This window comes from Janthinobacterium algoris, from assembly GCF_051380935.1.
Taxonomy (GTDB): Bacteria; Pseudomonadota; Gammaproteobacteria; order Burkholderiales; family Burkholderiaceae_D; genus Janthinobacterium.
The window spans coordinates 124583-149458 of sequence record NZ_JBNYXZ010000011.1 but is presented as its reverse complement, the minus strand read 5'-3'; the positions used below and the strand labels follow the sequence as shown (position 1 = coordinate 149458).

The 24876-nt window shown below is 61.7% G+C and carries 26 protein-coding genes; 13 read left to right on the top strand and 13 right to left on the bottom strand.

What is annotated here, in order from left to right; translation table 11 throughout:
* Positions 1-92: 92 nt before the first annotated feature.
* Complete coding sequence (locus ACQ4W7_RS17625; protein WP_436532099.1) at positions 93-554, bottom strand: Fur family transcriptional regulator; 462 nt, start codon at positions 552-554, stop codon at positions 93-95.
* Positions 555-713: 159 nt separating this feature from the next.
* Here ACQ4W7_RS17625 and ACQ4W7_RS17620 point away from each other — a divergent pair, with 159 nt between their 5' ends.
* Positions 714-2765, top strand: coding sequence for a TonB-dependent receptor domain-containing protein (locus ACQ4W7_RS17620; RefSeq protein ID WP_426072633.1), 2052 nt, complete (start codon positions 714-716; stop codon positions 2763-2765).
* 147 nt (positions 2766-2912) lie between these two features.
* On the opposite strand, the gene ugpQ is transcribed toward ACQ4W7_RS17620, so the two are convergent.
* Complete coding sequence (ugpQ, locus tag ACQ4W7_RS17615; protein ID WP_436532097.1) at positions 2913-3653, bottom strand: glycerophosphodiester phosphodiesterase; 741 nt, start codon at positions 3651-3653, stop codon at positions 2913-2915.
* Positions 3654-3852: 199 nt separating this feature from the next.
* On the opposite strand from ugpQ, the gene ACQ4W7_RS17610 reads away from it, so the two are divergent.
* Positions 3853-4956: a sensor histidine kinase gene (locus ACQ4W7_RS17610; RefSeq protein ID WP_436532095.1), complete on the top strand. Its 1104-nt coding sequence runs from the start codon at positions 3853-3855 to the stop codon at positions 4954-4956.
* A complete protein-coding gene (locus tag ACQ4W7_RS17605; RefSeq protein WP_436532093.1) occupies positions 4953-5849 on the top strand; it encodes a LytR/AlgR family response regulator transcription factor in 897 nt (298 codons plus the stop codon). The genes ACQ4W7_RS17610 and ACQ4W7_RS17605 overlap by 4 nt, the downstream gene beginning before the upstream one ends.
* Before the next feature lie 5 nt (positions 5850-5854).
* On the opposite strand, the gene ACQ4W7_RS17600 is transcribed toward ACQ4W7_RS17605, so the two are convergent.
* Positions 5855-6181 carry a hypothetical protein gene (locus ACQ4W7_RS17600; protein WP_436532091.1) on the bottom strand — a complete coding sequence of 109 codons (327 nt, stop codon included), beginning with the start codon at positions 6179-6181 and terminating at the stop codon, positions 5855-5857.
* 168 nt (positions 6182-6349) lie between these two features.
* Here ACQ4W7_RS17600 and ACQ4W7_RS17595 point away from each other — a divergent pair, with 168 nt between their 5' ends.
* Entirely contained in the window at positions 6350-6997 is a 648-nt protein-coding gene (locus ACQ4W7_RS17595) for a hypothetical protein (RefSeq protein WP_436532089.1), read from the top strand.
* A 4-nt stretch (positions 6998-7001) separates the two neighbouring features.
* Here the strand turns inward: ACQ4W7_RS17595 and ACQ4W7_RS17590 are convergent, their stop codons facing one another.
* On the bottom strand, positions 7002-8282 hold the full coding sequence (locus ACQ4W7_RS17590) for an MFS transporter (protein ID WP_436532087.1): 1281 nt from the start codon (positions 8280-8282) through the stop codon (positions 7002-7004).
* Between the two features lie 119 nt (positions 8283-8401).
* Here ACQ4W7_RS17590 and ACQ4W7_RS17585 point away from each other — a divergent pair, with 119 nt between their 5' ends.
* Positions 8402-9289 carry a LysR family transcriptional regulator gene (locus tag ACQ4W7_RS17585; protein ID WP_436532085.1) on the top strand — a complete coding sequence of 296 codons (888 nt, stop codon included), beginning with the start codon at positions 8402-8404 and terminating at the stop codon, positions 9287-9289.
* Positions 9290-9320: 31 nt separating this feature from the next.
* On the opposite strand, the gene ACQ4W7_RS17580 is transcribed toward ACQ4W7_RS17585, so the two are convergent.
* The 4 genes from ACQ4W7_RS17580 to ACQ4W7_RS17565 all read right to left on the bottom strand — a co-directional run bounded on the left by ACQ4W7_RS17580 (position 9321) and on the right by ACQ4W7_RS17565 (position 12008).
* Positions 9321-10193: a hypothetical protein gene (locus ACQ4W7_RS17580; RefSeq protein WP_436532083.1), complete on the bottom strand. Its 873-nt coding sequence runs from the start codon at positions 10191-10193 to the stop codon at positions 9321-9323.
* A 19-nt stretch (positions 10194-10212) separates the two neighbouring features.
* On the bottom strand, positions 10213-11004 hold the full coding sequence (locus ACQ4W7_RS17575) for a hypothetical protein (RefSeq protein WP_101484148.1): 792 nt from the start codon (positions 11002-11004) through the stop codon (positions 10213-10215).
* A complete protein-coding gene (locus ACQ4W7_RS17570; protein WP_426072624.1) occupies positions 10994-11506 on the bottom strand; it encodes a hypothetical protein in 513 nt (170 codons plus the stop codon). Before ACQ4W7_RS17570 ends, ACQ4W7_RS17575 begins: the two co-directional genes overlap by 11 nt.
* 208 nt (positions 11507-11714) lie before the next feature.
* On the bottom strand, positions 11715-12008 hold the full coding sequence (locus ACQ4W7_RS17565; protein ID WP_010395442.1) for a DnaJ domain-containing protein: 294 nt from the start codon (positions 12006-12008) through the stop codon (positions 11715-11717).
* Between the two features lie 162 nt (positions 12009-12170).
* Between ACQ4W7_RS17565 and ACQ4W7_RS17560 the strand changes: the two genes are divergently transcribed.
* The 3 genes from ACQ4W7_RS17560 to ACQ4W7_RS17550 all read left to right on the top strand — a co-directional run bounded on the left by ACQ4W7_RS17560 (position 12171) and on the right by ACQ4W7_RS17550 (position 16974).
* Positions 12171-13937: a glutamine--tRNA ligase/YqeY domain fusion protein gene (locus ACQ4W7_RS17560; RefSeq protein WP_426072623.1), complete on the top strand. Its 1767-nt coding sequence runs from the start codon at positions 12171-12173 to the stop codon at positions 13935-13937.
* Positions 13938-14154: 217 nt separating this feature from the next.
* On the top strand, positions 14155-16017 hold the full coding sequence (locus tag ACQ4W7_RS17555) for a CHASE domain-containing protein (protein ID WP_436532080.1): 1863 nt from the start codon (positions 14155-14157) through the stop codon (positions 16015-16017).
* A gap of 87 nt (positions 16018-16104) precedes the next feature.
* Positions 16105-16974, top strand: a complete 870-nt coding sequence (locus tag ACQ4W7_RS17550; RefSeq protein ID WP_436532078.1) for a glycine-rich domain-containing protein — start codon at positions 16105-16107, stop codon at positions 16972-16974.
* An 87-nt stretch (positions 16975-17061) separates the two neighbouring features.
* Here the strand turns inward: ACQ4W7_RS17550 and ACQ4W7_RS17545 are convergent, their stop codons facing one another.
* From ACQ4W7_RS17545 to ACQ4W7_RS17530, 4 genes are all read right to left on the bottom strand, one after another.
* Positions 17062-17301, bottom strand: coding sequence for a hypothetical protein (locus ACQ4W7_RS17545; protein ID WP_029496207.1), 240 nt, complete (start codon positions 17299-17301; stop codon positions 17062-17064).
* Between the two features lie 241 nt (positions 17302-17542).
* A complete protein-coding gene (locus ACQ4W7_RS17540; protein ID WP_436532076.1) occupies positions 17543-17812 on the bottom strand; it encodes a hypothetical protein in 270 nt (89 codons plus the stop codon).
* 206 nt (positions 17813-18018) lie between these two features.
* The gene (locus ACQ4W7_RS17535; protein ID WP_426072619.1) at positions 18019-18279 is read right to left on the bottom strand and encodes a hypothetical protein; all 261 of its coding nucleotides are present in this window, start codon (positions 18277-18279) and stop codon (positions 18019-18021) included.
* An 83-nt stretch (positions 18280-18362) separates the two neighbouring features.
* A complete protein-coding gene (locus tag ACQ4W7_RS17530; RefSeq protein ID WP_436532074.1) occupies positions 18363-19280 on the bottom strand; it encodes an SDR family oxidoreductase in 918 nt (305 codons plus the stop codon).
* A 12-nt stretch (positions 19281-19292) separates the two neighbouring features.
* Here ACQ4W7_RS17530 and ACQ4W7_RS17525 point away from each other — a divergent pair, with 12 nt between their 5' ends.
* The 5 genes from ACQ4W7_RS17525 (at position 19293) to ACQ4W7_RS17505 (ending at position 24184) form a co-directional block, all read left to right on the top strand.
* On the top strand, positions 19293-20318 hold the full coding sequence (locus tag ACQ4W7_RS17525) for a CDP-6-deoxy-delta-3,4-glucoseen reductase (RefSeq protein ID WP_426072617.1): 1026 nt from the start codon (positions 19293-19295) through the stop codon (positions 20316-20318).
* Positions 20319-20394: 76 nt separating this feature from the next.
* Positions 20395-21666, top strand: coding sequence for an MFS transporter (locus ACQ4W7_RS17520; RefSeq protein WP_436532071.1), 1272 nt, complete (start codon positions 20395-20397; stop codon positions 21664-21666).
* 38 nt (positions 21667-21704) lie between these two features.
* A complete protein-coding gene (locus tag ACQ4W7_RS17515) occupies positions 21705-22370 on the top strand; it encodes a DUF1345 domain-containing protein (protein WP_436532069.1) in 666 nt (221 codons plus the stop codon).
* A gap of 208 nt (positions 22371-22578) precedes the next feature.
* Complete coding sequence (locus ACQ4W7_RS17510; protein WP_426072614.1) at positions 22579-22956, top strand: HPF/RaiA family ribosome-associated protein; 378 nt, start codon at positions 22579-22581, stop codon at positions 22954-22956.
* A gap of 262 nt (positions 22957-23218) precedes the next feature.
* Positions 23219-24184 carry a GGDEF domain-containing protein gene (locus ACQ4W7_RS17505; protein ID WP_436532167.1) on the top strand — a complete coding sequence of 322 codons (966 nt, stop codon included), beginning with the start codon at positions 23219-23221 and terminating at the stop codon, positions 24182-24184.
* Position 24185: 1 nt separating this feature from the next.
* Here the strand turns inward: ACQ4W7_RS17505 and ACQ4W7_RS17500 are convergent, their stop codons facing one another.
* Positions 24186-24815: a DUF5610 domain-containing protein gene (locus ACQ4W7_RS17500; protein ID WP_436532067.1), complete on the bottom strand. Its 630-nt coding sequence runs from the start codon at positions 24813-24815 to the stop codon at positions 24186-24188.
* Positions 24816-24876: the final 61 nt, after the last annotated feature.

Below are 24876 nucleotides of genomic sequence, written 5' to 3'. Positions count from 1 at the left end.
TTTAAAGGAAAGATTATACGTGATATGGGGTGTAGCAATTGCGGTGGGCATGGGCATTGTTGCGCCCGTGCCAACACGGAGGGCTGGACCGCTCAGGCCGGGTCGTGGCCGCTGGCGCAGGCGTGCACAGTGGTGGCAACTGCCACAGTGGCGCCCGCCGCAACGGCAGGGCCGGCGCCGACATTGCAGTCGGCGCAGCGGCCGTACAGGGTCAGCTCGTGGCGCTCGACGACAAAGCCTTGCGGCGCCATGCGCTTCAAGTCGCCCGGGCAATCATGCACGTCGAACACGCGCTGGCACGTGGTGCACTGGAAATGGTGGTGGTGGTGATTGGCGGCCGTGTTCGATTCATAGCGCGGGTTTTCACCCGGCAAGGTCACCACGTGCACTTTTTCTTCCAGCACCAGCGATTTCAGATTGCGGTAAACGGTGGCTATGCCTAACTGCGTCACCTGCAAGCTGGCCTGTTCGAGGATTTCCTGCGCCGACAAGGGGCGCTGGGCCGACTCGATGGCGGCTTGAATAGCGGTTTTTTGTCGTGTTGTGCGTTCCATAGCCGACAGAATACACCATCCGCCTTGTTCCACCGCCCGAAAAACTGTCACACAGTAATGATAATGGGTTATCATTATCATCTTTTGGCAGTCACCCCATCCGGCAACAGCCTGCCCAAACCCCGCCAACACCGCTAGCCGATAAAGGAACTCTTGCCCATGTCCGTCCGTCCTCAACAACCCACTCCCCTCGCGCTGGCCATCATGCTGGCCTTTGCCGCCCCGGCCAGCGCACTGGCGCAGCAGGCAGCCACCTTGCCTGCCGTCACCGTCTCGGCCAGCGCCCTGGCCCTGGGCAGCGACGACATGAGCACGCCCGTCACCGTACTGGAAGGCGAGGCACTGGTGCTGGCAAGGGCAGCAACCCTCGGTGAAACCCTGGCTGGCCAGCCAGGCATCACCTCCAGCCATTTCGGCGCCGGCGCCAGCCGTCCCATCATTCGCGGCATGGATGGCCCGCGCGTCAAGGTGCTGTCCGACGGCGCCGAAGTGCAAGACGCCTCGACCATCAGCCCCGACCATGCCGTCGCGGCCGAACCGATGCTGTCGGAACAGATTGAAGTGCTGCGCGGCCCGTCTGCGCTGGCCTACGGCGGCGGCGCCGTCGGCGGCGTCGTCAATGTGATCGACAAGAAAATCCCCACGCACGTGCCGGCGAAAGGCTTTGAAGGCAGCGCAGAAGTACGCGCCAACTCGGCCGCGCGCGAAAAGGCGGGCGCCTTTGAAGTGACTGGTGGCTCCGGCAACATCGCCTTCCACGCGGAAGGCGTCAAGCGCGACGCCAAGGAATACAAGGTCGGCAGCGGCTGGGAAGGCGGTTCCAAAGTGGCCGGCAGCTACAACAAGACGGACACGGGCAGCGTGGGCGTGTCGTGGGTGGGGTCACGCGGCTTTCTGGGCCTGGCCTTCACCAGCCAGCACGCGGAATATGGCTTGCCTGGCCACAACCACGAATTCGAGAGCTGCCACCCACACGGCACGCACTTGCATTGCGGCGGCCACGAAGGCCACGACCATGGGGATGAAGAAGAACATGAGCACGAGCATGAAAGCGTGCCTTACGTGAAACTGAAGAGTGAGCGCTGGGACGTGCGCGGTGAATTACGCGATCCCGTGCCAGGCTTCGCCAAGCTGCGTCTGCGCGCCGCGTTCACCGATTACAAGCACGATGAAATCGAAGGTACGGAAATCGCCACCACGTTCAAGAACAAGGGCCACGATGCGCGCCTGGAAATGGAGCATCATCCCGTCTTCGGCTGGCGCGGCGTGGTCGGCCTGCAAACGTCGAAGCGCGATTTCTCGGCGCTGGGCGAGGAAGCGTACGTGGCGCCCACGCTAACGAAGAAACACGCGGCTTTCCTGGTCGAGGAATACAAGCTGGACCAATGGCGCTTCGAGGCGGGCTTGCGCCACGAATGGCAAGACATCACGGTCGACAGCGCCACCTTGCAAGACCGCAGCGCCAAGGGCACCTCGATCTCGCTGGGCACCGTGTGGAAATTCGCGCCCCAGTATTCGCTGGGCGCGACCATCTCGCGCACGCACCGTTTGCCCAGCGCCGAGGAACTGTATGCGCACGGCGTGCACATGGCCACGGCCACGTATGAACTGGGCAATGAAAACCTGGGCAAGGAAACGTCGAATAATATCGACTTGACCTTGCGCAAATATGCGGGCGCCACGACCTTCTCGGCCAGCGCCTACCGCAACAAAGTGGACAACTACATCTTCGGCAGCACGCTGGACAGCCACGAAGGCTTCCAGCTGATCCAGTACGCCCAGCGCGACGCCACGTTTACGGGCGTGGAAGGGCAAATCCGCCAGCAGCTGAATCCCATGTTCGGCGCCAGCGTGTTCGGCGACTATGTGCGGGCCAAGCTGGCCGACGGCGGCGGCAATCTGCCGCGCATCCCGGCCCAGCGCGTCGGCGTGAAGTTTGATGCCAACTGGCAGGCGTGGAGCGGCGTGGCCGAGTTCTACCGCGTGGGCAAGCAGGACAAGGTCGCCGCTTTCGAGACGGCAACCCCGGGCTACAACATGCTGAACCTTAGCGCCAACTACGACACGCGCCTCGGCACGACGCCGGCCCAGTTCTACATCAAGGCGAACAACCTGACGAATGAACTGGCCTACAGCCATACTTCATTCATCAAGAATGCGGCACCGTTGATGGGGCGTAATGTGACCGTAGGCATGCGCGTGACGTTTTAGTAGCACCTGACATAAGCTACTGCGCGTCGTGATATACGGCCTGCGATGCTCACTGTGCTATAGCACAGCTGCGCTTCTCGGCCGTATCTCACTTCCGCTCACTTCCGCTCGCTACGCTACTGCCAGGTGCTGTTAAGCTGGATGTTGTCAGCTTGCCTTGATTAAATCTATCCGGTCCGTGCAAAAGCCGTCCACGCCCCAGGCCAGCAACTCGCTGGCCCGTTCCGGGGTGTTGACGGTGTAGCAAAACAGTCCAAATCCCTCCCCTTTGACTGCCAGCGCCAGCGCGCGCGTCAGCTGCTGGTGGTCACAATGGATCGCCACCACACCCAGCTCGCGCGCCTGCAGCGCCCAGTCATCCGGTATTGCTTCGACCAGCCAAGCGCGCGCCAGTTCCGGCGCCGCCTGGCGCGCCGCTTCCAACGCGGCAATGCTGAACGACGATAGCAGCGGCAATAATTTTCCTGCAGCAATTTCCTGTGAAAAGTGCGCACGCGTGGCGCGCGCCACCGCCTCGCCCGTGGCCGCGTCAAAGCCGGGCGCTGGTTTGATTTCGATATTCATCCAGATGCGCTGCGCCTTGCAATACGCCACCACGGCGTCAAAGGTGGGCACGCCTTCGCCCGCAAACGCGGGGCCGAACCAGGTGCCCGCTTCCATGGCCCCCAGCTGCGCGGCCGTGTACTCATTGATATGGCCGCTGCCAGCCACCGTGCGCCCCAGCTCGGGGTCGTGCACGACGACGGGCACGCCGTCGGCCGCCAGCATGACGTCGAATTCCACGGCGCGGTAGCCGTAGGACAGGCCGCAGCGCAGGGCGGCCAAGGTATTTTCAGGCGCCAGGGTGCCGCCGCCGCGGTGCGCCAGGGTGCGTGGATAGGGCCACATGGTGTTCCTTTATCGTGATGAGGTTGTCGATCAAGATCGTCTTGCCATCATCGCGTGCAAGCGCCACCGTGTAAAGGACGCGATCAGGCGATTGGCACCACGCCTGCCCTGTTTCGTCGCAGCGGCGTTGCGCCCGCATGCAGAGCCGCCCATAATTGACGCATTACCAACCCGAGTGCCCACCTGAAAGCAGTCGCGCATGCACACTACCGACGCAGCCCCACGCAAGACGGGCTTTCCCTACCGGCGCCTGCTGGGCGATGCCCGCTATGCGCTGCTGCTCAACGTCTTGTGCGCCCTCTTCATCACCTTCGTGCTGAGCGGCGGACAAAGCTTCTGGCTCAACCTGCTTGCGTCCATGTGCATAGGCAGCATCGCCTTCCTGCTGATCGACGGCATCCGCCTGGCATGGTGGGGAGAAGGACGCCGCCCCCAAAAGCTGCCTTTCATTGTCCTCATCATCGTCAGTGCCGCCGTGGCGCAAGTAGGCGGCACCATGCTATTCGGCTGGCTGGCCAATATCGACGTTCCCGCGCCCATTGCCATGTCGCCCCGTAATGTCAGCATGACAGTGTTCACACTGGCGGTGGCGAGTGCGGCCATCCTGTTCTTTAGCAGCCGCGAAAAGATTGCACGCCTGCAATTGGAAGCAGCCCAGGAAAAGGCCCGCGCCGAATCCGTAGCGCGCCAGGCTATGCAAGCGCAACTACAACTGCTGCAGGCGCAGATCGAACCGCACATGCTGTTCAATACCCTGGCCAACCTGCAGGGCCTGATCAGCTTCGATCCCGACCGTGCCCAGTTGCTGCTCGATCAATTGATCCAGTATTTGCGCGCTACCCTTTCCTCTTCGCGCGCCGAATCCACCACCCTGGAGCAGGAGTTTTCCCTGATGCAAGCCTACCTGGGCCTGATGTCCATCCGCATGGGCGCGCGCCTGAGCTTTACGCTGGACTTGCCTGAGGCCTTGCGCCAGATCAAGGTGCCGCCCATGCTGCTGCAGCCGCTGGTGGAAAACGCCATCCAGCACGGCCTGGAACCGAAGATCGAAGGCGGCCATATCCACGTGCAAGCGTCCACGAACGCTGGCGTCCTCATCCTCAGCGTCAGCGACGATGGCCTGGGCCTCGGGCATCCGGGTCAGAGCAAGGGCACGCACCTGGGCGTGGCAAATATCCGCGAACGCCTGCACGGCATGCATGCCGATGCCGCCAGCCTGTCGCTGGTCGCCAACCATCCGGCAGGCGCGACCGCCCGCCTGACACTCCCCCTTCCACCCACCATCACGAGTCCCCTCGCATGAGCCAACACACCCTGCGCGCGCCACGCGCCCTGATCGCCGAAGACGAACCCATCCTCGCCGCCGCCCTCGCACACGCCTTGCAGCGGCTGTGGCCGGAACTCGATATCGTCGCCACCTGTCCCAACGGCGTGGAAGCTTTGCAGCAAGGCCTGTCACTGCAGCCCGACATACTATTTCTCGACATCAAGATGCCAGGCAAGACGGGCCTGGAAGCGGCCGAGGAACTGGCAGAACAGTGGCCCGACGGCGTGCCCTTCCCCCACATCGTGTTTGTCACGGCCTATGACGAATACGCGCTGGCCGCCTTCGAACATGCGGCCGCCGACTACGTTTTGAAACCCGTCAACGATGCCCGCCTGGGCAAGACGGTGGAGCGCCTGCAGCAGCGTTTGCAGGACAGCGCGGGCGGCAACGGTACAAGCGGTACAAGCGCTACAGTAACGGCAACGGCAACGCCAGCGGCGGCTGCCACGCTGGCACCGCTGGCGGCGATGGAAACAGCGTCCGCCAGCGACGACAACCTGGCCCGCTTGCTGAGCCAGCTGCAAGCCATGCTGCCCCTCGCCCCGCGCCTGCACATGATACGGGCGGCCGTCGGCAACAGCGTGCGCATGATCGCCCTGGCCGACGTCGTGTATTTCGAAGCGCTGGACAAATACATCAACGTTGTCTGCCAAGACAGCGAAGCGCTGATACGCACGAGCCTGAAGGAACTCTTGCCCCAGTTGGACCCGCAACAGTTCTGGCAAATCCACCGGGGCACCATCGTCAATGCCAGCGCCATCGCCACGGCCGTGCGCGACGACGCGGGCAAGCTGTCACTGACCCTGCGCCAGCATCCGGCGCAGCTGCGCGTCAGTCCTTTATATGCCCATCTGTTCCGCCAGATGTAACACGGTCAATGCAGCTGGTGCTTCAGGTCCGATAATTCATCGTGGACCTTGAGCACGGCGCTCTTCATTTCCGGCGTCACGCTGGACGCCGCGCCGCAGGCCCGCTTGGCGCGGTCGCCCAAGGACTCCATCTGGTCGACGGCTTGCCGGATGCGCGCATCGTCGTGCGTGTCGATGGCTTGCCGCACGGCGCTCTTTTGCTGGTCCAGCTGGTTGATGCAATCCTTCAAGTCCATGGGCATGCCCTGCTGCTTGCCGCACAGCTGGGCCGCCTGGCCGATCGCGTGTTCGATGGCGCCAAAGCGCCTTGCCACTTCCTTTACCTGCATCATGATGATCTCCTGTTCGCGTGGTATCCGGGTTGGATCATCGGACTGGCACAGGGTTCCCCGCCAGCGGCCATGGCGTCGAAATTTCCATGTGGCACTTTTTTGTAAGCGCTTGTGACATTTTAGATAATGATCAACTACCTCAGATACATTTGGCGTACCTGAACCACCATGCCATCCATGACCTCGTTGCCTATCCCGCTCCGCCGCGCTCCCGGTCTGCTGCTGATTGTCTTGCTGCACGCGGGGCTGGCATATGTCATCCTGCAGTCACGACCCCGCCTTGCCACTGACGAGAACCTGCCGCAGGGTCCGGCCATCACCTGGCTGCGCCACACGCTCCCGGCGCCGTCCAAGCCAGTCGCGTTGCCCAGCGCACAAGCAGCAGCCGCGCGCCTGCCGCGCCTACCGCTCCCGGCGTCCATCAGCCGCCCCCTGGCCCCTCCCGCCGTCGAACAAGCACCAGCGCCGGCACCGCCAGATGCAATCACAGCGCCGTCAACGCCCAGCGCGGCCGAGATCCTGGCACAAGCCAAACGCGACGTGGGCAAGATCGACAGGGATTTACGCAAGGAATTTCCGCAGCGCGGAGAACAAAAACTCGATGACACCGCGTTCAAGCGCATGCAGCAAGGCTTTGCCGAGGCCTACGCGGCCGTGCCGCCGAAATGGTATGAAGCGTCAAAAATCGAGGAAGTGGGCGCGAATGCAGCCAAGGGCAGCCGCACCTACAAGATCACCAACGCGCTGGGCACCTTGTGCGTGACCACAGGCGCGGGCAAGAATGGGGAAACGATGATCGGCAACTGCCCCAAATAGCCGCTCAGCCCACCGCTTCGCGTGCGCCCAGCGGCTGCAGATGACGCAGGCGCAGGGCGATCAGCACGCCACCACCCAGGCACAGGCCCAGCATGATGATGACGCCCGTCCAGCCGTCGAAGCCCCACATCATGCCCGAGGCGGAACCGATCAGGCTCGATCCCAGGTAATAGAACAGCAGGTAGAAGGCCGAGGCCAGCGCCTGCGGCGCGCGGGCGCGGCGGCTGACCCAGCTGCTGGCGATCGAATGCGAGGCAAAGAAGCCGAAGGTGGCCAGCGCCATGCCGATGACAATCAGCGGCAAGGAATCGAACAGGGTCAGTAAAATGCCTGACAACATCACCGACAGCATGATCCACAACACGCCCCGGCGTCCCAGACGGTCCACCAGGCGGCCCGCCCAGACGGAGCTGAAGATGCCGATCAGGTACAAAAAAGCCAGCAAGCCGACCGTGCTTTGGCGCAATCCAAATGGCGCAGCCAGCAGGCGGTAGCCGATGTAGTTGTACAGGCTGACAAAACAGCCCATCAGCACGAACGCCAGGCAGAACAACCACGGCAAGCCCTGGTCGGAAAAATGCTGGCGGATGGCATGCGGCAGCGCATTCCAGCCACGGGTACTGGGCACGAAGTTTTTCGAGGCGGGCAGGCTGCGCCAGAATTCGGCTGCCGCCAGCACGCCGGCCACGCCCAACACGCCCAGGGCCCAGCGCCACGAGAGGAAATCGCTGAGCATGGAGGCCACTAACCGCCCCGACATGCCGCCGAACGCGCTGCCGGCGATGTACAAGCCCATCGACAGGCCCAGCGACGGCCCCTCGATTTCCTCGCCCAGGTAAGCCATGGCCACGGCCGGCATGCCGCCCAGGGCCACGCCCAGCGCCGCGCGAATCGTCAGCAGTTGCGCATAATCCTGGGCGAAGGCGGACAAAATGGTCAACATCGCGGCCGAAAACATAGCCGCCACCATCAGCGGCTTGCGGCCGATGCGGTCCGAGATGGCGCTGAGCAGCACCAGCGAGATGGCCAGCAAGCCGCTCGACACGGACAAGGACCAGCTGCTTTGCGCCGGCGTCAGGTGAAACTGCTGCGACAGCAGGGGAAACAGGGGCTGGATACAGTACAGCAAGCTGAAGGTGGAAAAACCGCCGAAGAACAGGGCACGGTTGCTACGCTTGAATTCAGCCGTTCCCTTGGCGATGGCTGAACGGGGAGCGGGAGCGGCAGGGGAAACCGGGATGGCGGAAGGTGCAGCGGGGGCAAAAGCGAGCGATGAATCAGACATGGCCGTGTTTCAGAAAGGAAGCGAGTCTCCATGTTAGGATTGCCAACTCATATCGTCCAATATATATTTAAGGCCCAACTCATACTTAATATATATTACTGACTATGGAATTGCGCCACTTGCGTTACTTCGTCGCCGTCGCTGAAGAGCTGCACTTCACGCGCGCGGCCGAGCGCCTGCACATCGGCCAGCCGCCGCTGAGCCAGCAAATCCAGGCACTGGAAAGGGAATTGGGTGCGCAATTGTTCGAGCGCAACAAACGCTCCGTGCGCCTGACGGAAGCAGGCCGCTTGTTCCTCGACGATGCGCGGCGCATCCTGGCCCTGTCGGAACAGGCAGCCGTCACGGCGCGCCGGGCCCAGCGGGGCGAAGCGGGCGAGTTGCGCATCGGCTTCACCTTTTCCACGCCGTTTACGCCGTATTTCGCCACCGTCATCAACCGCTACCGCCAGCTGTTTCCGCACGTCACCTTGACCTTGCACGAGATGGCGACATTGCATCAGCTGGAAGCGATCTCGGGCAGGACGATGGACCTGGGTTTCGTGCGCCCGCCGGAAACCACGTACCCATCCGATATCAAGCTGACGCAACTGCGGCAAGACCCGCTGTTCCTCGTACTGCCCGTCGCCCATGCGCTGGCGGCCAAGGAGGCCATTGCCATTGCCGACATGGCGGGCGAAGGCTTTGTGATGTACCCCAAGGATGCGGGCACGGGGATTTATCCGCAGATTTTCCGCCTGTGCAAGGCGGCCGGCTTCGTGCCTCAGGTGGCGCAGGAAGCGGGCGAAGCATCGACCATCATCGGCCTAGTGGCGGCCGGCTGCGGCATTTCCGTGCTGCCCGCCTCGTTCGACCGCATCCGCATGGATGGCGTGTGCTACCGCCCCATCGCCGACCCGCAGGCGACCACCAGCCTGTTATTGGCACAAAGGGAAGAAGAGACGTCGCCGCTGGTGGCGGCGTTCGTGAAACTGGCCGAGGAAGCGGCGCTGGAAGAAAAAGAATAGGCCGGCAAGTGCCGGCCTACGTTGACGTACGTCAGGAGTAATCCGCGTCCAGCTCGGAACCCGCGTAGTTCTCCAGGTCCTCGAACAGGCTCTTCATGCTGGCCCGCGTGAGGATTTTATGCACGACGGTGCAGCTACGGCGGTAGGATTCGATACGCTCAAGCAGCACCGGGTGATGCTGCACGGGCACCTTTGCCACCAAGGCGGCCCAGCCTTCCTCGAAGTCGGGCTTGTTCTTGCGCACGGAACGCACAAATCGTTCAAACTCCTTTTGACCCGTGCGCGCCATGATGCGTCCGCCGCCCTCGATGGCGAAGATGATGGCCACGGCAATCACACCTTCGGCATTCAAGTCGCTGTCGCTGACGGGGCCGTTATCATGGTGGCGCCGCAGCCAGCTGGCCAGGCGCACCACGGCTTGCACTTCCTTGCGCTGTTGCAACTGCACCGCATACTTTTCATAGCCGGCCCAGTTCTGGTTCGGGTCGGCCTGGCAAATATCGATGAACAGCTCGCGCAAGCGGCGCTGCAGGTAAACGGGGTCCTGGTCGTATTCACCGACGAGGGCGTCTTCCGGCAGCTGCGACAATTCCTTGATCAGGCGAAAGCCCACCTGGAATGCGTGCTCGGCGCCGTGCTCGACGAGGAAATCGAGCGCGGCCTGGTCGCCTTCATGCGCGAGGGCCTGCTCCAGGCCCAGCGACACGCCGCCCACCGTCAGGAACAGCGCTTTCTGGATGCCGTCGGCCGTACGTTCATTCGTGAACTTCTCGGCCACCATGGCCGTGATGCCCGTCAATTCGTCGGCCAGGTCCAGCGCCGCGTCTTCGCGCGGATCGTTCGGCAACAGCTTGATGGCACGCACCAAGCGCGGAAGATTCTCTACAACAATTGCTGGCAGCATTAGACGTTCCCTGCTTTCATCACGAGAAAATACCGGTGCCCAGGCTGCGGCGCGTGCTGGAGCGCGGTGCGCTGCGCGTGCTCGGCACTTGCTTGCGCAGGCGGTACAGCAATTCCTTGGTACTGCGCTGCAACATGGTCGGCTCTTCGTCCGGGTCGTCCGAGTATTCGGCATCGGCCAGGTCGGCGCTATGGCGGAAATCGGGGAACAATTCGAACAGCGAACGGTCCCAGCCGTCTTCATTGGCTTGCGCCAGCTCAATGGCCAGCGGCACAACGTCGTTGTCGGACGAAGTCACGCCCGTCACGTACGGTCCCTTGATGACAATTTCGCCCGCCACTTCGAGGATTTCCTTTGGCGCCATCGAGAACAAAATGGCGAACGCCGTGGCGCCCCAGTCGGTGGCGGACGCTTCCAGCAGCAGCTCGCGGCGGCGTTCGGCATCGTCGGTGGAAAACACCACGCCGTGGATGTGCGCGAACAGCGACTCGGCGATGCGCTCCGGATCATCCTCGATCTGGTCGTCGCTCCAGGTGGCGGCGATGAAGGCCAGGCTGTCGGCCCAGGCCTTCGGCGGTACCAGCAAGGTTGCCAGCGACATCTTGCCGCCGTCAAAGCCGGCCAGGTGCAGGGCCGTCACTTGCGGCGGAATGGCGCTCAGCACTTCCACCACGGCCAGATCGCCGTACTGGTCAGCCGCGTCGGCGAACGCCTGCTCGGCGTGGCCCAGCGAACCGGACAGCACCAATTCCGTGACCTGTTTCGTCAGCGCGGGAAGATTGCTCTTTTGTTCATCCTTATTATCGGCCATGGTCATCTCCATCCTGGTCAAACATCTGGGCGAAATCGTCGGTGGCGTCGTCTTCGTCATGCTCGTCGTCGCCGTCGTCATTGGCGGCCAGCTGGTCGAGCGACTGGTCGTCGTCGTCCCACAGGCGCGGATTCTTGTGCAAAAAGGCCGTGATGATGGCCTGGCGCGCCAGGTCGGGGAAGCTCTCTTCGATGGCGGCGTACATCTTGGCCGCTTCCGGCGCGGCGCATGTGGCCATGGAAAACACGCGGGCCGGGTCGCCGAACTCATAGTCTTCGCTTTCGGCCAGCAAGCCCTTCGGGTCGCTGAACGTGATGTGGTCGACCAGCGCAAAAGCCAGCATGTTCACGTCTTCGATGCCGCCGCCGCTGGCGTACTCGCTCACCAGCGTGTCGACCATGCTTTTATAGTTTTTGCGGTTCGGCGGGTCGCCGAGGATGCCATCGATCTGGCCTTCCAGCTCGCGCGACTGGTACGCGAATTCAGGGTGTACTCTTCTCATGCTGTGCTTTCCAATGTGATGCGCGGCACTTTTACTTAAAAGCAAAAGCACCATTGTTTGTTGTTTTTCAAATCATTCGGGCTATACCGCGTCTCACAGAACCGTAGCGAGCGGCAGTGAATTGTGGCTAAGAAGCGCAACCGTACTTTAGTACGGTGAGCATCGCAGGCCGCAAGTCACGACGCGCAGTAGCTTATGTGAGACGCCCTCAATCGGCTGGTAATACCGTGCCGTGGAGGCGGAACACGCCGCACCACAGGGCATACGCTTCCGCTTCCGGATCGATGATAATGCGGTGGTTCACGCTCTGGTCGTATTCGGCGCGCTTGGCCGGGTCGGCCAGGATTTCATACGCCTTGGTGACGCTCTTGAAGCGCGCCTCGGCGCCGGGGGCCTGGTTGCGGTCGGGGTGGAAGCGCATGGCCAGCGAACGGTAAACCTTCTTGATTTCATCGTCGCTGGCATTGGGCGCGACACCGAGGACGTTATATAAATTTTCCATAAATGGCTCCGGGGTCACGATTTGTTTGCTAATTAAAGGCAGATTATCCTATAGAACGGCGCCCGCGTCGCTTGCATGCTGGGATATGGGGGCAAATACGTGCTTATAAAGCGCTTGCGGTACGGTAAAATGCTTTTTACTGTCACTCTTCCGCATTGATCAATGAGCAACGATAAACCGAATACCGCCGCGCCAGCGCTGGCGCCCAATTTCTTGCGTAACATCATCGAAGCCGACCTGGCTGCCGGCGCCCACGTGCGTCCCGGCCTGCCCCAGGTGATCACGCGTTTCCCGCCGGAGCCGAACGGCTACCTGCACGTGGGCCACGCCAAGTCGATCTGCGTCAACTTCGGCCTGGCGCGCGATTACGCCGGCCAGTGCAACCTGCGCTTCGACGACACCAATCCGGCGAAGGAAGAACAGGAATACGTCGACACCATCATGGACAGCGTGAAATGGCTGGGCTTTGACTGGGAACCGAAGAATGGCGATGGCCAGAGCCACCTGCACTACGCGAGCGACTATTTCGACCAGCTGTACGCGATGGCCGAGTACCTGATCACGGCCGGCTTTGCCTATGTGGATAGCCAGAGCGCCGAAGACATGGCCGCCAACCGGGGTAATTTCGGCCAGGCCGGCAAGAATTCGCCATTCCGCGACCGTCCGCGCGACGAATCGCTGACCCTGTTCCGCGCCATGAAGGCGGGCGAATACAAAGATGGCGCGCACATCCTGCGCGCGAAGATGAGCGAAGATGCCATGCGTTCGCCGAACATGAACTTGCGCGATCCGGCCATCTACCGCATCCGCCATGCGCACCATCACCGCACGGGCGATGCTTGGTGCATCTATCCGATGTACGACTACACGCATCCGATCTCGGACGCGCTGGAAAACATCACGCATTCGATCTGCACGCTGGAATTCCAGGACCACCGCCCCTTCTACGACTGGCTGCTGGAAACCCTGTCGGCCGGCGGCTTCTTCCAGCAGCCCGTGCCGCGCCAGTTCGAATTCTCGCGCCTGAACCTGACCTACATCGTCACCAGCAAGCGCAAGCTGCGCCAACTGGTGGAAGAAAAAATCGTCGACGGCTGGGACGACCCCCGCATGCCGACCCTGGTGGGCATGCGCCGCCGCGGCTACACGCCGGAAGCGATTCAACTGATGTGCGAACGCACGGGCGTGACCAAATCCGACGGCTGGATCGACTACAGCGTGCTCGAAGGCTGCCTGCGCGAAGACCTGGACCCGAAGGCGCCGCGCACGGTGGCCGTGCTGCGTCCGTTGAAATTGATCATCGACAATTTCCCCGAAGGCGAAAGCGTGGCATGCACGGCGCCCGTGCATCCGCACTTCCCGGAGCGTGGCTTGCGCACCTTCCCCATCTCGCGCGAGCTGTGGATCGAGGAAGACGACTTCATGGAAGTGCCGAACAAGGGCTATTTCCGTTTATATCCGCCGATCGACGACAAGCCGGGCAGCAAGGTTCGCCTGCGCTACGGCTACGTGATCGAATGCACTGGCTTTGACACGGATGCGGACGGCAAGGTCATCGCCGTGCATTGCACCTATTTCCCGGACAGCAAGTCGGGCACGGAAGGCAGCGCCACCTACAAGGTCAAGGGGAATATGCACTGGGTCAGCGCGCCGACGGCCATTCCCGCCGAAGTGCGCCTGTACGACCGCCTGTTTACCGACCCGCAGCCGGACGCGGGCGGCAAGGACTTCAAGCTGGCCCTGAACCCGCTGGCCAAGGATGTGGTGCAAGCGTGGCTGGAACCGGGCGCGGAACTGGCCCAAGCGGAACAGCGCTTCCAGTTCGAGCGCCACGGCTACTTCGCGGCCGACCGGGTCGACAGCCAGCCCGGCAAGCCCGTCTTCAACCGCATTGTCACCCTGAAAGATAGCTGGCAGCCCGCCAAGTAAGGCGCCGCACGCTCCACGAAAAAAAACCGCTGCGGCGGTTTTTTTTCGTTTTAGCAATATACGTCAACAGAGGAATATTGCCTGTTGACTATATTCACGATAATTTTGTATATTAGGCAGCTATTGAGCAATTTGCAATGCCGATAGTGCTTGTGCAATTCAGTACAGCCTCCAGCACACAGGCGGCACCCGATTCCTCTTCCTGATGCGGATGGCGATGTCTTCTACTGCCGGCAAACACCCCTTATCTGCTGAAAAAAAACCCCTTTGGCAGCTCGGTTTCGTGACGTCGCTGATGGTGAGCCTGCTGTTCTACATGGCCGCTTCGCTGTCGATCGAAAACGATGCCAGCGAGCTGTTCAACAATCTGGCGCGCAATAACCAGAAAAACATCACATCGCGCCTCAAGTCGTATGCCAACCTGCTGCGCGGCACGGCCAGCCTGTTCCACGCCAACGAACACGTGAGCCGCGAGCAATTCCACCGCTACGTGGCCAATATCGGCTTGCAACAGAACTATCCGGGCGTGATGAATCTCAATTACAGCCAGGAAATCGACGAGTCGCAGCGCGCCGCCTTCGAAGCGGCCATGCAGCGCGACTATCCGCCCGGACGCGACGGTTATCCGGCGTTTGCCATCCATCCGCCCGGCCCGCGCCCCCATTATTCCGTGCTGGTGTACATCGAGCCGATTGCCAGCGCGCCGGAAAAATATGGCTATGACATCGCTTCGCGCCCCCTGATCGCCGAAGCGCTGGCGCAGTCGCGCGATTCGGGCCAGATCAGCAATTCCGGCGTCCCCGTGCCGATGGAAGGCCGGCCACAGCTGACGGGCATGGCCATGCGCCTGCCCATGTACCGCTTCGGTATGCCGACCGGCACGGTGGATCAAAGGCGCGCGGCCTACCAGGGTTCCATCGGCATCGGCTACGACCTGGTGACGATGATGCGCAGCGCGCTGGCCGACATGCCGGTACGCAATGTCCGCCTGACCCTGTTCGATATCGGCCCGCAGGTGCCGCTTGAACAGCCGGACTTGCCGCTGAACTTGCCGCACGACATGCACCCCATCTTTGACAGCACGACGGCGGGCATGCATGCGCCATGGTGGCTGCCCGGCAACTCGGGGCGGTATCTGAGCAGCACAATGCTCATCGAGCACAATGGCCGCGCGTGGCAAGCGCTGTTCAGCGTGCGCAAGAGCGACCTGTATACGCGCTTCGACGTCTTCCTGCCGTGGCTGGCCCTGCTGACCGGTTTTGCCAGCACCATGCTGCTGTACATGCTGTTTCATGCCCTGGCGTCGTCGCGCCGGCGCGCCATCCAGATGGCGACGGGTATGACGGCGGAATTACGCGCCAGCCAGATCCGCCTGCAGCTGTCGCACCAGAAACTGCGCCGCCTGGCAGCCCACGCCGACCGGATCAAGGAAGAAGAGCGCAAGCGCATCGCGCGCGAAATCCACGACGATCTGGGACAGAACCTGCTGGTCTTGCGCATCGATGCCGACATGCTGGCCTCGCGCACGCAGCGCCGCCACCCGCGCCTGAACGCCCGCGCCCGCTCGACCCTGGAGCAGATCGACGCCACCATCAAGAGCGTGCGGCAAATCATCAACGACTTGCGCCCTACCGTGCTGGACCTGGGTGTGAATGCGGCCGTCGAATGGCAGGTAGCGCAATTTCGCCTGCGCACGGGTATCGCCTGCGAAGTGAGCGAAAGCCATGACGACATCTGTCTGAGCGACCAGTGTGCCACGGCCCTGTTCCGCATCCTGCAAGAGTCGCTCAGCAACATTTCCCAGCATGCCAATGCCAGCAGCGTGCAAGTCAAGCTGGAAAAGTGCCACGACACCGTGTCGATGAGCGTCAGCGACAACGGCGTGGGTGCGGCCATCGACGGACGCAACAAGCTGGGCTCATTTGGCCTGGTAGGGATCGAGGAACGCATTAAGTTACTGGGTGGCACTTTCTACATCGAAAGCAGCCCCGGCGCGGGCATGAGCGTGCATGTCAGCGTACCGCTGGGTGCGGACGCCACCGCGTTCCCCTACCAGGAAGACAGCCGGAGCAACACCTGATAGGCAGGCCGCATTGAAGCAAGCTCAGCTTGCATATTTTGTTATTAGATGCAATATTGATGTAGGACAACTCAGCGCCTGCCCGCCATGGACCAGGCATTCCTCGACTACTTGCCAGGAGTACACCGCCACCACTCTCCCTTGTTGCACTGTATTTCCCACAACGCTCTTTATCAAAGGACATTCATGGATACGAACGACAGTTTCAAGGCAATTGCCGATTTGAATTTGGACGCGATCAAAGTCAAGCTGATGCACCAGGAGTCAGGCGAAGGATGGAGTCTGGAGAAGGCCAATGCGGTGGAGTTCGAGTACCGGCGCTTTCTGATCCTGATGAAACAGTTTCCGGAAGAAGAAACGGCGCCACTGATGGACGTCGATACATTCTGGCATTACCACATTCTCGACACTCTGAAATATGCGGCGGACTGCGAACAGGTCTTCGGCTACTTCCTGCATCACTTCCCCTACATCGGCCTGCGCGGCGAAGACGACGAAGCGGCACACCTGCGCGTGGGCGAGCGCATGAAGCAGCTGTATGAGCAAACGTTCGGGGAAGATTATATCCGCGCAGAAACGGCGTATTCGGGGCGCGCCGTACAGGCGGCGTATTCGGGACGCGCCGTGCAGGCTGCGTATTCAGGACGGACGGTACAAACAGCGTTTTCCAGTGCCGCAGTACAGGCGACAGCGTACTCGGGCCGGGCTGTACAAACTGCGTTTTCCAGTGCGGCGGTACAGGCGACGGCATACTCGGGCCGGGCCGTACAAACGGCGTTTTCCAGCGCAGCGGTGCAGGCGACAGCGTATTCGGGCCGCGCGACCGGGGCTGCCAATACCGCATTTTCCAGCGCGCCCGCCACACTGGCCGCCGCGGTGGTCAAGTCGTCCACGACCGGCCTGGAAATGGGGCGTTTCTACATCGATCGTCCGGTGCTGAACCGCGACCCGCAATAGAAAAGCAAAAAACAGATGTGGCTGCCGCACGCGGCAAGCCTGACGTACCCAGACGGCACCTCTCAGTTTGCCGTCTGTCAGGCGCTCTTAGGCAGCCATCAACTCGCGCAGTTCACGAATGCTGAAATCGCTGATTTCATGCATGCGGATGAGGATCGTGGCGCCGATCGGCAAGGTGTTGTGACGAATCTTGCTGATAACAGGTGGCGCCACTTCCAGCGCGCGCGACAAGGCGGCATCGTTTTTCAGTTGCAGCTTGTCGATGATCGCATCGAGGACGCGATTCGGGTTGTAGGTAGGCAAAGAGGTAATTTGTTTGAGAGACATGATCAAAATCCGTACTTGTTGTATTAGAGCACAAAGAAACCGAATGTCTCTTCTGCAATAATTCAGGGTAAACACACTAAAAAGCGCCATCACTTATGCGGCTTTTACACCACAAACAATATAATACACGCTATTGTTGATTTTTGCGTAACTTAAAGCAAAATTGTGATAATTGAAGAGAATTTACGCACTTGGAATGTGCTAGAGGATAACTCAAATTGGAAAAATTTGCTGCAAGTCATCAATTTTTACAATGAGAAACACCGCTGTGCATCAGCCAGGCAATCGCCATGAGCGTGCTCAGGCGGGCCATGTCCGCTGATAAATGCCAGCCTTGCGCGGCCACGCCGGCCGAAGTGGCCGTCAGGCAGGTGCTAGCGAAGGCGTCCACGCGGCACCAGGCCAGTTGTCGGCGAATTTCATCGGGTGGTGGCGGCGGCTGCAGCGCATGTTCACGGCGGCGCATATAAGCGCGCACCTGTTCCTTGCTGGGGTAACTCGTAGCTCGCATGACTCGCTCCTGCTGACGGGAAACAGCGTCGCGCTAATTGTAGATGTAGAGCCCGCCATAAATAGCCAGCACGCGTGACGACATTGCTCACCATATCGCCAGCGCGCCATGACGCTTTTGCGTTGCATCAAATGGCAAGACCCCGGTGTTGCGCCGAAGCCCGCACTGCCCCACGGCCTGGCGGCCGGTGGCCCAGCACCGCGTCTTTATTTCTTTTGCTGGCGCACGCGCTGTTGCTGTTTTTCCTGCGTTTGCTGGCGATTCTGCTTGCGCTCGAACAGGGTGACCGCATCTTTCTTGGCTTGCTCGGCGGTACGCATTTCCTCATGCGCATCGTGCGGGACAAAAAATTCGGCATCCTGCGCCGCCACGACCAGCTTGATGGCAGCGTCGTCGTCGAGGTCATACAGTTCCGTCAGGACGGTGGTGACCTCGTCCAGGTATGCTTCGTAAGTGAGGGTGGTCATGCTGTAGTCCTTAAGTGAATGGCGCACCGCCGCAACGGCGCGCTACGCGCCGGCCCAGCAAAGTGCGCAGATAACCGACCATTTTACCCGATGCTGGCCACATCGGCGGACAGCGACTGCAAGGCATCGGCCACGCGCGCGTAGCGCAGGCGCACGCCCAGCTCGCGCTTGAGGCGCACATTGTGCAGGCGGCGCGATTCGGACATGAATGACAGCAGCATCGGCGTGACCACTTGCTGCAGTTCGGCACGCGGCAGGCGCGGCGGACGCGGCAGACCGAAGGTGTCGGCCACGGCATCGAAATATTCGGCCATTTTGAGTTCGCTGTCATCGCTGGCGTGATACACGCGTCCAGGCTTGCCACGCCACAAGGCCCGTTCGATGATGCGCGCCAGGTCATCGGCATGAATATGGTTGGTGTACACATCGTCGCTCGCGACCAGGGCCGGCGTGCCGTCGCGCAGGCGCTTCAGGGGCAGGCGGTCGTGCGCATAAATGCCGGGCACGCGCAGGATGGCCACGCTGGCGCCGCGGCGCGCGCCCCAGCCCCGCAAAACCTGTTCGGCATCCACGCGCCGCTTCGCCCGCGCATTCGCCGGCGCGGGCGGTCGCGTCTCATCGACCCAGGCGCCGGCGCAATCGCCATACACGCCGCTGGTACTCACATACACCATGCGTGCATGCTCGGGTAAAATGGCGACCAGATTGCGCGTGCGCAGGTCCAGCAAGCCAGACGACATGGGCGGCGCCAAGTGCACGATCAGCGGCGCCAGTCCCGCCAGCCGTTTCAGGCTGGCGCGGTCGTCGAGGTTGGCCACGATGGGCACGGCGCCGGCGGCCCGCAGCTGCGCGCAACGCGCCGGCTGGCTGGTGACGGCAAAGACGCGAAAGCGCGCGCGCAGCAGCGGCAGCAGGCGCATGCCAACGTCGCCGCAGCCCAGGATCAGCAGGCGCGGCAAGCCCACCGGTTTGCGCAAAGAGTGCATTAACATATTTTTCATCTCAAGGATTGTATGACTTTTCAAATTACTGTTCAGCCCAGCGGCCACCAATTCAGCTGCGAAGCGGACGAAACCGTCCTGTCGGCGGCGATCCGCGCCGGCGTGGGCTTGCCGTATAGCTGCAAGAGCGGCGCCTGCAGCTCGTGCAAGGGCAAGATCGTGTCCGGCAGCGTACAGCATAAGCCATACCAGGCCCGCTCCCTGACGGAAGATGAAGCGGCCGCCGGCTACTCGCTGCTGTGCTGCGCCGTGCCCCAGGGCGACCTGGTGGTGCAGGCGCGCGAAGTGGCGGGCAGCAGCGACTACCCGATCAAGAAAATGCCGTCGCGCGTGACCAGCATCGACAAAGTCGCACCCGACGTCGTCGTGCTGACCCTGCAATTGCCGGCCAGCGAGCGCCTGCACTACCGCGCCGGACAGTATATCGAAATCATGCTGCGCGACAACAAACGCCGCAGCTACAGCATGGCCAGCGCCCCCGTCGAGGGTGGCCCGGTGAGCCTGCACATCCGCCACATGCCGGGCGGCCTGTTCACCGACCAGGTGTTTGGCAGCATGAAGGAGCGCGACATCCTGCGCTTCGAAGGCCCGATGGGCACCTTCTTCCTGCGCGAGGATTCCGACAAGCCCGTCGTGCTGCTGGCCTCGGGCACGGGTTTTGCCCCCCTGAAAGCCATCGTCGAGCACATGATCAACGAAAAATCACAGCGCCCGATCAGCCTGTACTGGGGCGCACGCCGTCCGCACGACCTGTACATGGATGCGCTGTGCCGCCAGTGGGCCGCCGACCTGCCGCAATTTACGTATGTGCCTGTCGTGTCGGAAGCCTTGCCGGAAGACGCCTGGAGCGGCCGCACGGGCTTCGTGCACCAGGCCGTCATGGCCGACTTGCCGGATATGTCCGCTTATCAAGTGTATGCCTGCGGCGCACCCATCGTCGTCGAATCGGCCAACCGCGATTTCGTGCAATTGTGTCAACTTCCAGCCGATGAGTTCTACGCGGACGCCTTCACCACCGAAGCCGACCTGGCCAAGTAAGCATTCAGACAGCGGGTACTGCTGAGGCGGCATCCGCTGCCGTCCCCGCTCCTCCCCGCTGCTCTCTGGAAATCTCATGGCCCTCGCGTCCGCCGGCAACGACTTCACTATCCTGCGTCACCGCAACTTTGCCTTTTACCTGTCCGCCCGTGTGCTGGGCACGGTGGCCGTGCAAATGCAAAGCGTGGCCATCGGCTGGCAGGTGTACCAGATCACGGGCAGCCTGTTCGACCTGGGCTTGATCGGCCTGGCGCAGTTCGCGCCCTTCCTCGTGCTGATCTTGCCGGCGGGCCATGTGGCCGACCGCTACAACCGCCGCAACATCATCGCCTGGTGCCTGGCGGCGCAGCTGGCTTGCGCGCTGGCCCTGCTGGCGTTTACCCTGAGCGGACTCTCCATCGTCTGGCCCGTGTTTGCCGTGCTGGTGCTGTTCGGCAGCGCGCGCGCCTTCATGATGCCGGCCACGCAAGCCGTGCTGGTGAACATGGTGCCCACGCAACACTTCAGCCGCGCCGTCGCGCTCAGTGCATCGAGCTCGCATGTGGCCATCATCCTGGGGCCTACCCTGGGCGGCTTGCTGTATTACTTCGGCCCCAAGGTGGTGTATTTGATCTCGTCCGCGCTGCTGCTGCTGTCCGTCTTGCTGATGCGCGCCACCACGCCGGCGCCGCACGTGGTGAAACGCGAACCCGTCAGCTGGCACACCCTGCTCGAAGGCTTGCGCTTCGTCTGGTCGAAACCTATCGTGCTGGGCGCCATTTCGCTCGACCTGTTTGCCGTGCTGTTCGGCGGCGCGACGGCCCTGTTACCGGCGCTCGCGCATGACGTGCTGCATATCGGCCCCAGCGGCCTGGGCCTGCTGCGCACGGCACCCGGCGCCGGCGCCGCCCTGTGCTCGATCGCGCTAGCCATCTTTCCCATCACGCGCCGGGTGGGCGCCTGGATGTTCGGCGGCGTCGCCGTCTTCGGCCTGGGTACCCTGGTGCTGGGCAGCACCAGCTATTTCCCGCTGGCGCTGGCGGCGCTGTTACTGATGGGTGCCGGCGACATGGTCAGCGTCTACATCCGCCACCTACTGGTGCAGTTCGAGACGCCCGACGAGATCCGCGGCCGGGTCAGCGCCGTGAACGCCGTCTTCATCGGCGCCTCGAACGAGCTGGGCGAATTCGAATCGGGCTTGACGGCCGGCTGGTTCGGCCTGGTGCGCGCCGTGCTCTTCGGCGGCGCCGCCACCCTGGCCGTGACGGGCATCTGGGCCGTGCTGTTCCCCGTGCTGTCGCGCATGGACCGCTTCCCCCACCACGAGAAGGAAGCGGCCGCCAGGACGGCCACCGCGAGCGCAAACTAAGGGCTAAGATGCGCTATTGCCATAGCCCACTTCGCACCATGAAAATCACGTTTCCCTTGCACAGCTTCATCCGCAGCCGCCCCCACCTGAGCATGGCCACGGCCATCGGCGTGGTGGCCGGCCTGCTGCTGCCCGCATCCTGGCAACCGATGACGCGTTTGCTGACGGCGTGGAATGTGGCCGTCTGGTTCTACCTGGCGACGATGGCCTGGATGATGATGCGCGCCAACCATCACAAGGTAAAGGTGATGGCGCAGCGCCAGGATGAACGGGCTACCACGGTCCTGTCGGCCCTGTCCGTCGCATCCGTGATGAGCCTGGTGGCCATCGTCTCGCAGCTGTCCTCGATGAAAGACATGGCGCCGGACGAGCGCGCGCTGCATTACGGCCTGACGATCCTCACCCTGGTCGGTTCCTGGTTCCTCGTCGGCACCCTGTTCTGCTTCCACTATGCCCACCTGTATTACCAGGCCGACCCCGCACTGCGCCCCTTGAAATTTCCCGACGACGAGCAAAACCCCGATTACTGGGATTTTTTGTATTTCGCCTTCACCATCGCCGTGGCCGTGCAAACGTCGGACGTGTGCGTGCAGACGCGGCTGATGCGGCAGATCGTGCTGGGGCAATCCGTGCTGAGCTTTTTCTTCAACCTGGTCGTGCTGGGCCTGTCGATCAATATCGCCGCCGGCCTGATCAATGGGTGATCAATGGGTGAGCAGCGGGGGCAAAAAAATTCCGCAGGGAAACTTGACCTGGCTAAAGGGTTAAGCTCATCTTAATTGTGCGCACCCTCTTGAAATACTGGAAAGAGGAGTAAGATAAGTTCCATGCACAGAGGTCATTTGCATGAGGCAGCAACCAGGCCGCAACACGCCTGAGATGGGTTTTTTTTGAATTGACAGGAGTAAGCATATGCAAATCAATATTCATACCGACAGCACCATCGACAACACCGCTGGACTGAACGAACATGTGCAATCCGTACTTGAAAGCGCACTGAACCGCTTCCGCGACAACCTGACCCGCATCGAAGTCCACATCAGCGACACGAATGGCCCGAAAGGCGGCGCCGACGATATTCGCTGCGTCATGGAAGCACGCGTTGCTGGCTATCAAGCAATTGCCGTAACCGAACAGAACGCTACCGTGCATCAATCCGTTGCCGGCGCTACCGACAAACTGAAACGCGCCATCGATAGTGCCCTGGGCCGTCTGCAAGACAGCAAGCGCCACGCCACCGGTAAGAATGCCGTGATCGATACGGCCGAAGCGGAAGAAACCGCCGAGTAACTCCCCTACCGCAGCATTCTTCAGAGACCAAGGCAGCCGTTCAAGGCTGCCTTTGCACATCCGGCCCGCTTTTCGCGCGCGGCAACCACAATGCCAAAAGAATCAGCATTCCAGCGCATGTACGCGAGAATGAAATAATTGTCGTATTTCCCACAGTAAGTGACATCAAGCAAGCTTTTGCCGTTACAGCCAAGGCTGCATTACGCTATCATGAAGCTACCGGCTCTCTGCTCGCGCGCGCCGGCTTTATGAAAGTATGATTGTGGAACAGATCGGCAACTTCGGTGCTTCAGGCTGCAACATCGGCGATTTACAGCTATTTAGCGATGCTGCGGACAGCCAGACGGCCGCCATGCTGGCGCCCTGTCCCGTGATGCGCCTCGAAGCAGGCGAAGCCATTGCCGACAGTCAGGGCACCAGCCTGTACATCGTCCTGCGCGGCTCGCTGGCCGTGGCGGCCGACACCCACACGGGCATGGATGACGGCACTGTCAGCAAGGTCTTGCCCGGCGAGAGCGTGGGCGAACAATCGGTGCTCGATGAAGCGAGCAACCTGGCCGCCATTTCCGCCCTGGAAGAAACTGACTTGCTGGTGATCGACGCGGCCGTCGTCTGGGAATTGATCGAGCAATCGAACGGCCTGGCACGCAACCTGCTGCGCTTGCTGTCCTTCCGCATCCGCGCCGCCAATGCCCTGCTGCGCCGGCGCCAGAAACTGGGCGAGTTCTACCGCCAGCTATCGATGGTCGACAGCCTGACGGGCTTGTATAACCGCGCCTGGCTGACCGATTTACTGCCGAACATGATCGTCACCGCCCACGCCAGCAACTCACCGCTATCGCTGGTGATGATAGACCTCGACCATTTCAAGCGTTTCAACGACACCCACGGCCACCAGGCGGGCGACCAGGCACTGCGCATCGCCGCGCAAGTGCTGGGCGCGGCCCTGCGGCCCACGGATTTTGCCGTGCGCTATGGTGGCGAGGAAATGATGGTGATCTTGCCCGATACCAGCGAAAACGTGGCTCTGCGGGTCGCCGAGCGCTTGTGCGAGCGCATGCAGCAAGCCGTCATTTTCACCGACATGCGCAGCGCGCTGCCGCACATCACGGGTTCCTTCGGCGTGGCCAGCCTGGCGGCCGAACAGGACGACGAAGCGCTGATCGCCGCGGCCGATGCGGCCCTTTACCGGGCAAAAGCATCGGGCCGCAACAGAGTCGCGCTGTAACTCAGGCAGCCTTGCTGTCGGCCGGCTTGCCGGCATCCGGCTTGGCGGCCTCATCCTTCTTGCTGCTGTGCGCGGCGATGAAATCCGCATAGCCCTTCTGCACCAATGTATAGGTCTTGTCGATATTGCCGGCGATATCGCCTTGCAACACTTTTAAGCCTTCCAGGAAATCGCGCGCTTCCTTGAAGCCTTTTTCCATGCCGCCGCTGATGGTGTCCATGAACTTGGTCAGCGCCGTATCGTCGTCCATGCCGGGATTCTGTTTCTTGTAGGCGTCAAAAAAACCCGTCGACAGCGATACAATGCGGCTCGCCGTCGCTTCGACACTATTATCCTGCGACGCGGCGTTCTGGATCGCGTCCTCGCCGTACTGGCCCTTCAGCGCTTCATTGATATTCGTGATGGCCGTCTTGTACAGCAGCGCCAGCGGCTCGTTTTCCGATCCGATCGACACGTTCAGCGACGCCTGCATGATGGAGGCGTTCAATTGCAGCTTGCTGCGGTCGTTCACGCTCATTTCAGTGTTGACGCCGTCCTTTTGCTGGACTTTATCGTCCTTGCCGGCAACGCCCGTACTGACGGAAGTCACGGAAGGGGTGGAATTGCCGCTTGCGGCGATGGGAATTGACACGATAGACCTCCTTGAACGGGCAATATATGCCACCATGCGGGAAACGCAATGATGACCATCC